General features: G+C 70.0%; 7 protein-coding genes and 1 pseudogene. 6 read left to right on the top strand and 2 right to left on the bottom strand.

What is annotated here, in order from left to right; genetic code table 11:
* Both SACPADRAFT_RS26235 and SACPADRAFT_RS0207850 read left to right on the top strand, forming a co-directional pair.
* Positions 1-656: M24 family metallopeptidase (locus SACPADRAFT_RS26235; RefSeq protein WP_007025936.1), on the top strand; the 656-nt coding region annotated here is incomplete at its 5' end.
* On the top strand, positions 653-1,108 hold the full coding sequence (locus SACPADRAFT_RS0207850; RefSeq protein ID WP_007025937.1) for an Lrp/AsnC family transcriptional regulator: 456 nt from the start codon (positions 653-655) through the stop codon (positions 1,106-1,108). The genes SACPADRAFT_RS26235 and SACPADRAFT_RS0207850, both read left to right, overlap by 4 nt.
* A gap of 57 nt (positions 1,109-1,165) precedes the next feature.
* Here SACPADRAFT_RS0207850 and SACPADRAFT_RS0207845 read toward each other — a convergent pair whose 3' ends face one another.
* Complete coding sequence (locus SACPADRAFT_RS0207845) at positions 1,166-2,248, bottom strand: GDSL-type esterase/lipase family protein (protein WP_007025938.1); 1,083 nt, start codon at positions 2,246-2,248, stop codon at positions 1,166-1,168.
* Positions 2,249-3,135: 887 nt separating this feature from the next.
* Between SACPADRAFT_RS0207845 and SACPADRAFT_RS31305 the strand changes: the two genes are divergently transcribed.
* From SACPADRAFT_RS31305 to SACPADRAFT_RS26230, 3 genes are all read left to right on the top strand, one after another.
* Positions 3,136-3,486 (top strand): zinc metalloprotease, encoded by a 351-nt coding sequence (locus tag SACPADRAFT_RS31305; protein ID WP_157577096.1) that lies wholly within the window; start codon positions 3,136-3,138, stop codon positions 3,484-3,486.
* Positions 3,487-3,797: 311 nt separating this feature from the next.
* On the top strand, positions 3,798-4,100 hold the full coding sequence (locus SACPADRAFT_RS0207840) for a hypothetical protein (RefSeq protein WP_028662310.1): 303 nt from the start codon (positions 3,798-3,800) through the stop codon (positions 4,098-4,100).
* 173 nt (positions 4,101-4,273) lie between these two features.
* Positions 4,274-4,756: a hypothetical protein gene (locus SACPADRAFT_RS26230; RefSeq protein WP_007025941.1), complete on the top strand. Its 483-nt coding sequence runs from the start codon at positions 4,274-4,276 to the stop codon at positions 4,754-4,756.
* Positions 4,757-4,819: 63 nt separating this feature from the next.
* On the opposite strand, the gene SACPADRAFT_RS0207830 is transcribed toward SACPADRAFT_RS26230, so the two are convergent.
* Positions 4,820-6,199, bottom strand: a complete 1,380-nt coding sequence (locus SACPADRAFT_RS0207830) for a KamA family radical SAM protein (RefSeq protein ID WP_007025942.1) — start codon at positions 6,197-6,199, stop codon at positions 4,820-4,822.
* Between the two features lie 100 nt (positions 6,200-6,299).
* Here SACPADRAFT_RS0207830 and SACPADRAFT_RS32420 point away from each other — a divergent pair.
* Positions 6,300-6,555: pseudogene (locus SACPADRAFT_RS32420) on the top strand (amidohydrolase); the annotation flags it as partial.

Here is a 6,555-nt window from a genome sequence, read left to right as displayed (position 1 = left end):
CGGGCGCGGCGATCGACCGGGTGCACGCCCGCATGGGCGAGTGGCTGCGCCCCGGCCGCACCGAGGCCGAAGTGGGCGCCGACATCACCGCCGCGATCGTGGCCGAGGGGCACACCGCCGCCGAGTTCGTCATCGTCGGCTCCGGCCCGAACGGCGCCAGCCCGCACCACGACGTGTCCGACCGGGTGATCCAGGCCGGGGACGTGGTCGTGGTGGACATCGGCGGCCCGATCCCCGAGGGCTACAACTCCGACTGCACCCGCACCTACTCGGTCGGTGAGCCGGCCGATGCGGAGGTGCGCGAGGCCTACGCGGTGCTGCAGGAGGCGCAGCGTCGGGCGGTGGAGACGGTGCGGCCCGGCGCCACCGCCGCCGCGATCGACGCGGCCGCCCGCGACACCCTCGCCGACGCGGGCCTGGCCGAGCTGTTCATCCACCGCACCGGCCACGGCATCGGGCTCGACGTGCACGAGGAGCCCTATCTGATGGGCGGTAACGACCTTCCGCTGGAGCCGGGCATGGCGTTCAGCGTCGAACCCGGCGTGTACCGCAGCGGCCGGTGGGGCGCCCGCATCGAGGACATCGTCGTGGTCACCGCCGACGGGGTCGAGCCGCTGAACACCCGCCCGCACGAGCTGACCGTGCTGCCCGCATGACCACGGACGGGATGGAACCGCTCGACCGGGCCATCGTGCGGGAACTGTCCGCCGACGGGCGCCGCAGTTTCACCGACCTGGCCGAACGGGTGGGGCTGTCGGTGTCGGCGGTGCACCAGCGGGTGCGGCGGCTGGAACAACGCGGCGTGATCCGCGGCTACACCGCCAAACTCGACGGTGAACAGATCGGGCTGCCGCTGACGGCGCTGATCTCGCTGACCCCGAACGACCCGGCCGCGCCGGACGACTACCCGCAGCGGCTGCAGCACATCACCGAGATCGAGTCGTGCTACTCGGTGGCCGGGGACGAGTCGTACGTGCTGCTGGTGCGGGTGGCCTCCCCGCTGGCGCTGGAGGACCTGCTGCGCCGCATCCGCGAGGCGGCCCGGGTGTCCACCCGCACCACCGTGGTGCTGTCCACCCCGTTCGAGGGCCGCTCCCCGACGCTGTGACTGTCGCCCGGAGACGGGTGACCACCATCGGGGCGGTGACCGCCCACCCCACGGTGGTCACCCGTCGGGGGCGGCGCGGACCGAGGGGGCGGCGTGCAGGTTGCCGTCGGCGCCTTCGAGGCAGGCCGCCGCGCGGTCGTCGGTGGCGAGGAACTCGCTCATGCAGCGGGCCACCTGGGCGTGTCCGCGGGCGTTGGGGTGGAAGGATTCCTGCAGCGCGTGCGAGAAGCGCCGCTCGTCGTCCAGGTCGTCCCAGGCGACGGTGAACCGGGTGAACCACTCGGAGGAGGGGTCGCCGCCGCCGGAGCAGGCCTCGTGGCCGCGTCCGGCGCGGGACAGGTCGAGGAAACGTGCGTCGGCACCGTCCGCGGCGGTGCGCAGCGCCTCGGACAGCGACGCCGAACCCGGCCCGGACACCCAGGTCAGATCCTTGGTGCGGAACGGGCAGCCGTCCAGGTTGCGCAGCGACTCGGGGATGTCCGGGCCGATGGGGGAGGCGTAGGACTGCAGCACCAGTTCGTAGTCGTCGTCGGAGTAGCCCGCCTCGGACAGCACCGTGCGCACATCGCCCAGGGCGGACTCAACCTTCGGCACCATGGCCTCCAGCCGGGACGGCCAGTCGGCCTTGATCTCCTCGCTGCACGGGGCACCGCGGTCGAGGAACCACGAAGTGAAGCACTCCGAGATGAGGCGGGAGAACTGGGGGTCGTCGTTCGCGCCGAGCGCCACCACCACGGCCGCCACCCGGTGGGTGTCGAGCAGGTCCCGCAGCTGGCGGGCCTGGGACGGTTCGGTGTACTGCGCGACGTCGCCGAGGGCGACGTGCCCGGAGGGGGCGCCGGAGCAGGCCAGGTTCACCGACTCGGTCACCCCGGGCAGGTCGAGCCGGTGCACCATCGCGTGCGGGGAGCGGTGGCACCAGTTGCCGTCCGCGCCGTCGGTGGCGGCGGTGTAGTCGCCCGCGCCCTCCCCGGACAGGGTGCTGTCGCCGAGGCTGACCACGGTCAACGGCCCGGTCCCCGGCGGGCCGGGACGTTCGGCCGGTTCCTCGTCACCGGGGATGACGAGGACGAACACGGCGACGAGCACCAGCACCCCGGCCAGCGCCGCACCGCCGATCCACCACCGCAACCTGGACATCGCGGGCGAGTTTACGCAGTGACCTGCCCGGCGCGATGCCCGGCTTCGAGGGGATCGTGACCCGGCCCCTGAGCCGAGGTCGTGTCGATCGCCTGGCTCGTCAATGCGGTGCCGAGGGGCCGGAGTCAGCTGATGATCACTCGATCAGCGGTGGCGGCTGATCCCGTCAAAACGTGAGAATTCTATGTGGGGCGCGCCGCCGTGCCCACGAAACGTCACCGACGGGATTGTTCAGCGTCCCGTTCGAGACTGGGGGAAGAGCGATGACTTCACCGTCCCGGAGCGATCGGGAAGCTTCACTCGGCTGAACTGGAATTCTATTTTTCGAGCGAATACTGAAATTGTCGTCCAGCGCAGCGGTCCTCTCGTGCTGGACGTGGTGCCGCCTGTATTCGCGGAAAGGAGACTCTGTGGCACGTGGTTCCGCGAGGCGCTGGGCCGTGGTAGCTGCGGTAGCGCTGTTCACAGGTGCGTCCCTTACGGTGACGAGTCCCGCCGTGGCCGGTCCCCGGGTGCTCGAAAGCGCGCCGCCCCCGGGCTCCGTCGCTGTCCGGGGCGCAGGAGATGGTACCGGAGAGAGGACGCAACGGTATGGCGACGTACTCGCCGTGCATGAGAAATCGAACGGCGCCGTCCACGTCGAGCGGTACCGTCCGGCAGCCGGTGTGACGAGCAGTGAGCTGTACGGTCGGTTGAAGACCGCGGGTGCAAAAGGTCTTCACAGTCCGGAGCAAGAGGGTCCGGAACAGCAGATGGCGTGCAGCAGAGGAACGGCCACCACCATCCAATGTCCACCGCTGCACTGGAAGACCGACGCGGGACTCGCCGACCCACGCGTCTATTTTCGTGACTATACCGGTAACCCCGGATATCCGGTTCTGGAGAGTGTGAGGACGTGGAACCAGTCGCCGGGAATCGACCTGTTCTGGACCCAGTCCTCCTGTCCTCGGCACTGTGTTCCCGTACACAGCGGCAATTACGGGGATACCGGGTGGGCCAGCCTGACATCGTACGACTATTGGCCCGAGACGAACGAGTTCGACGACGGGACGATGACGGTCCAGCTCAACGACTACTACCAGCCGTGGCGGCGCAACCTCGCTTGTCATGAGCTCGGCCACGCCATCGGACTCGGTCACAACACGAGCCGGTCGAGTTGTCTGTGGAGTGTCAACATCGAGCGACGTACTCCACACAGTGACGACTTCGCAGCGTTACGCTATGACATCTACCCGTGACGAAGGCCCGTGGCCGCGCCGTGGGCGGACACGGCGCGGCGACCGGGGTGGCGAGCCTTTCGCACGCAGGTGACGATCGACCGGCCTTCCGGGGCAACGCGAGCGAGAACCGAGTTCGTCTTTCGGACAGGAAGGTATCCGCACGGGACGGGAGAACACGGATGCGCACACGAGAAGTACCCGGGACCGCCCCGATCATGGTGCTCGGGGCGCTGTTCACGGTCGCCGCAGGCTGTGGCCCAGCACCCGGATCGGAGTCGTCGGCAGAGGACGACGGCAGGTCCACGAGGTCACGCGCTGCGGCATCCGGGGTGCCGACGGCGGAGCGGACGGCCGACACGGAAGCGGGCCGCACCCTCACGCTGGTCTCGCACTGCGGGATCCGGTTCGCCTCGGTCGACGGGCGGATATGGGAGGCTGAGGAACCCGCGCCCGAACCCACGCCGCGAGCGGGTGCGGACGGCACCGTGTCCGACACCGGGCGCACCGCCGGCACCTGGACCCGCGTCGACCGGGACACCGCCCACTTCGTGGTCGACCCGGCGCGGTACCACCATGACGGGAGCCCGATCGTGTTCCACCCCACGGATGCGGAACCCCCGCCGTGTCAGTGACCCGGGTGTGGGAAGCAACCGGAGAACGGTGGGACAGCGCACACGCCCCACTCGCCGGTCACTCCGGTGTCCTCGCCGTGGCCGGTGAGCATGGCGGTGTGAATGTCGTACCGGTACGGCGCGCGTTCCGCTAGGCTCAACCCGACCGATCGATCTCGGAACTGGGGGTAGCGATGCGAAGGCGTGTGTTGTCGGTGCTGGCGTGCGCGGTGACGGCGTCGCTGTCGGGGGCGGTGCCCGCCGCCGGAGCGGCCACGAACCACGACGGTGCCGCGGGCGGCGGTGTGCAGGCGCAGGCCGGTCCGTGCGGCAGCGGCTACGCCCACGTGGGCCACTACCCGTTCGGGCGGGGTGACGTGGGCGCGTTCGACGTGTACTGGTCGTCGGCGGCGAACCGCAACTGTCTGATCGTGAACCGGCAGAACGAGGCCTACGGTGTCCCCGGCGACACCTACGCCCGGATCGCCCCGGGCGGATGGGACTTCCCGAGCTGCCCGGACGTCGGGTGCGACTCGGGCACCTTCAGCTACTACGCGGGCCCTGCGTACACCCCGGCCGGGGTGGACATGACCCACCGGTGTGTCGACGTGTCCGGTCTGGTCGAGCTGAACGGGCAGAACAACTTCCGCGGCTACTACGGCCTCAACTGCGGCTGAGCCGCCGAGGGCCGGGCTGCGACGTGGCACGCGCACCCCGGCCCTCGGTCTGCGTGGTTCCCGTTACCGCTGGGCCTCCCACCAGGTGCGGCCGGATTCGGGCAGGGTGAACACGGGGTCGTAGTAGGGGTAGCGGCGGTGCAGCGCCTCCGGGTCGTCGGCTTCGATGCCGGTGCGGTAGTTCTTCGTCCAGTACGAGATGCCGAGTTCGGTGTCGTACTCGGCGACCTGGTGCACCCAGCGTTTGCCGACGTAGGGCACGTCGCACACCAGCCGGGGCGTGGCGTAGCCGGGCAGGTAGCCCATGATGGCGTGCTGCAGTTCCTGCGCCTGTCGCACCGACAGCCGCCAGTGCTCGGCGTTCGGGATCATGTCGCACATGTAGAAGTAGTACGGCAGGATGTTCGCCTCGCCCTGCAGCGCGAAGCACAGGTCCAGCAGCGCGGCGGGGGTGTCGTTGACCCCGCGCATCAGCACGCCCTGGTTGCGCACGTCGCTGACCCCGACCTCCCGCGCGGTGCGGGCGGCCTCGGCCACCAGCGGCGTCACCGACTGGGCGTGGTTGACGTGGGTGTGGATGGCCAGGTTCACCCCGCGCCGCCGCGCGGTGCCGGCGACCCGTTCGAGCCCTTCGACGACCTTGGGTTGCAGCCAGTGCTGCGGCAGCCCGGCCAGCGCCTTGGTGGCCAGGCGGATGTCGCGCACGGTGTCGATGTCGAGCAGCCGCATCAGGAACGATTCGAGCTGGTGCCAGGGCACGTTGGCCACGTCGCCGCCGGAGACGACCACGTCCCGCACCCCGGGGGTGCGTTTCAGGTAGTCGACGATGGCGTCCTGCCGGTCCACCGGTTTCAGTTCCAGCTTGTGCTTGTCGATCAGTTCGGTGGAGTTGCCGACCAGGTCCATGCGGGTGCAGTGCCCGCAGTACTGGGGGCAGGTGGACAACAGTTCGGCCAGCACCTTGGTGGGGTAGCGGTGGGTCAGCCCCTCCACCACCCACATCTCCGCCTCGTGCAGCGAGTCCCGCTGCGAGTAGGGGTGGCTGGGCCAGACCGGGTCGCGGTCACTGGCCACGGGCAGCATGTACCGGCGGATCGGGTCGGCGTAGAACGCGTCGGTGAACGTGGCCGGGTCGGTGTCGGCGTGCGGCGCGATCGTGTTCAGCATCTGCGGCGGCAGCAGCATCGACATGGTCGCCATCCGCCGCTGGTCGGCCACCAGGTCGGTGTAGAACCGCTCCTCGAGCAGGTCACCCATGACCGCGCGCAGCTGTTTGACGTTCCGCACGCAGTGCACCCGTTGCCACTGCGCGTCCCGCCACTCGGCCGCGGTCACGTCGCGCCAGCCCGGGAAGCGGCGCCAGTCGGGTTCGACCAACTCGGCGCGCCGGTAGGTGTAGGGCTGTTCCGCGAGCTCGGCAGCAGGTTCCTGGATCGCAGTCACTTCTGCTCCTCAACTTCGACAACTGGTGGAAATTATCCTGACATACCGACACTGCGGCGCAAAAGTTGTCGCCGACGGGTGGGTGGCAGACTCGGGAGGCGTGAGCAGCAGCAACACCACCCTCCTCGTCGGCGGCCGCATCCACACCCCGCAGGCCCCCGACGCCACCGCCATGGCGATCACCGACGGCACGGTCACCTGGGTCGGCCAGGACCGGCCCGCCCGCGCCCTGCACCCCGACGCCGACACCGTCGCCCTGGACGGCGCGTTCGTCGCCCCCGCCTTCGTCGACGCCCACGTGCACGCCACCGCCACCGGCCTGCACCTCACCGGCCTCGACCTGACCACCGTCGGGG

The sequence above is a fragment of the Saccharomonospora iraqiensis subsp. paurometabolica YIM 90007 genome (assembly GCF_000231035.2).
Taxonomy (GTDB): domain Bacteria; phylum Actinomycetota; class Actinomycetes; order Mycobacteriales; family Pseudonocardiaceae; genus Saccharomonospora; species Saccharomonospora paurometabolica.
Note: the sequence above shows the minus strand (reverse complement) of the source record. Positions and strands in the feature narration are given on the sequence as shown.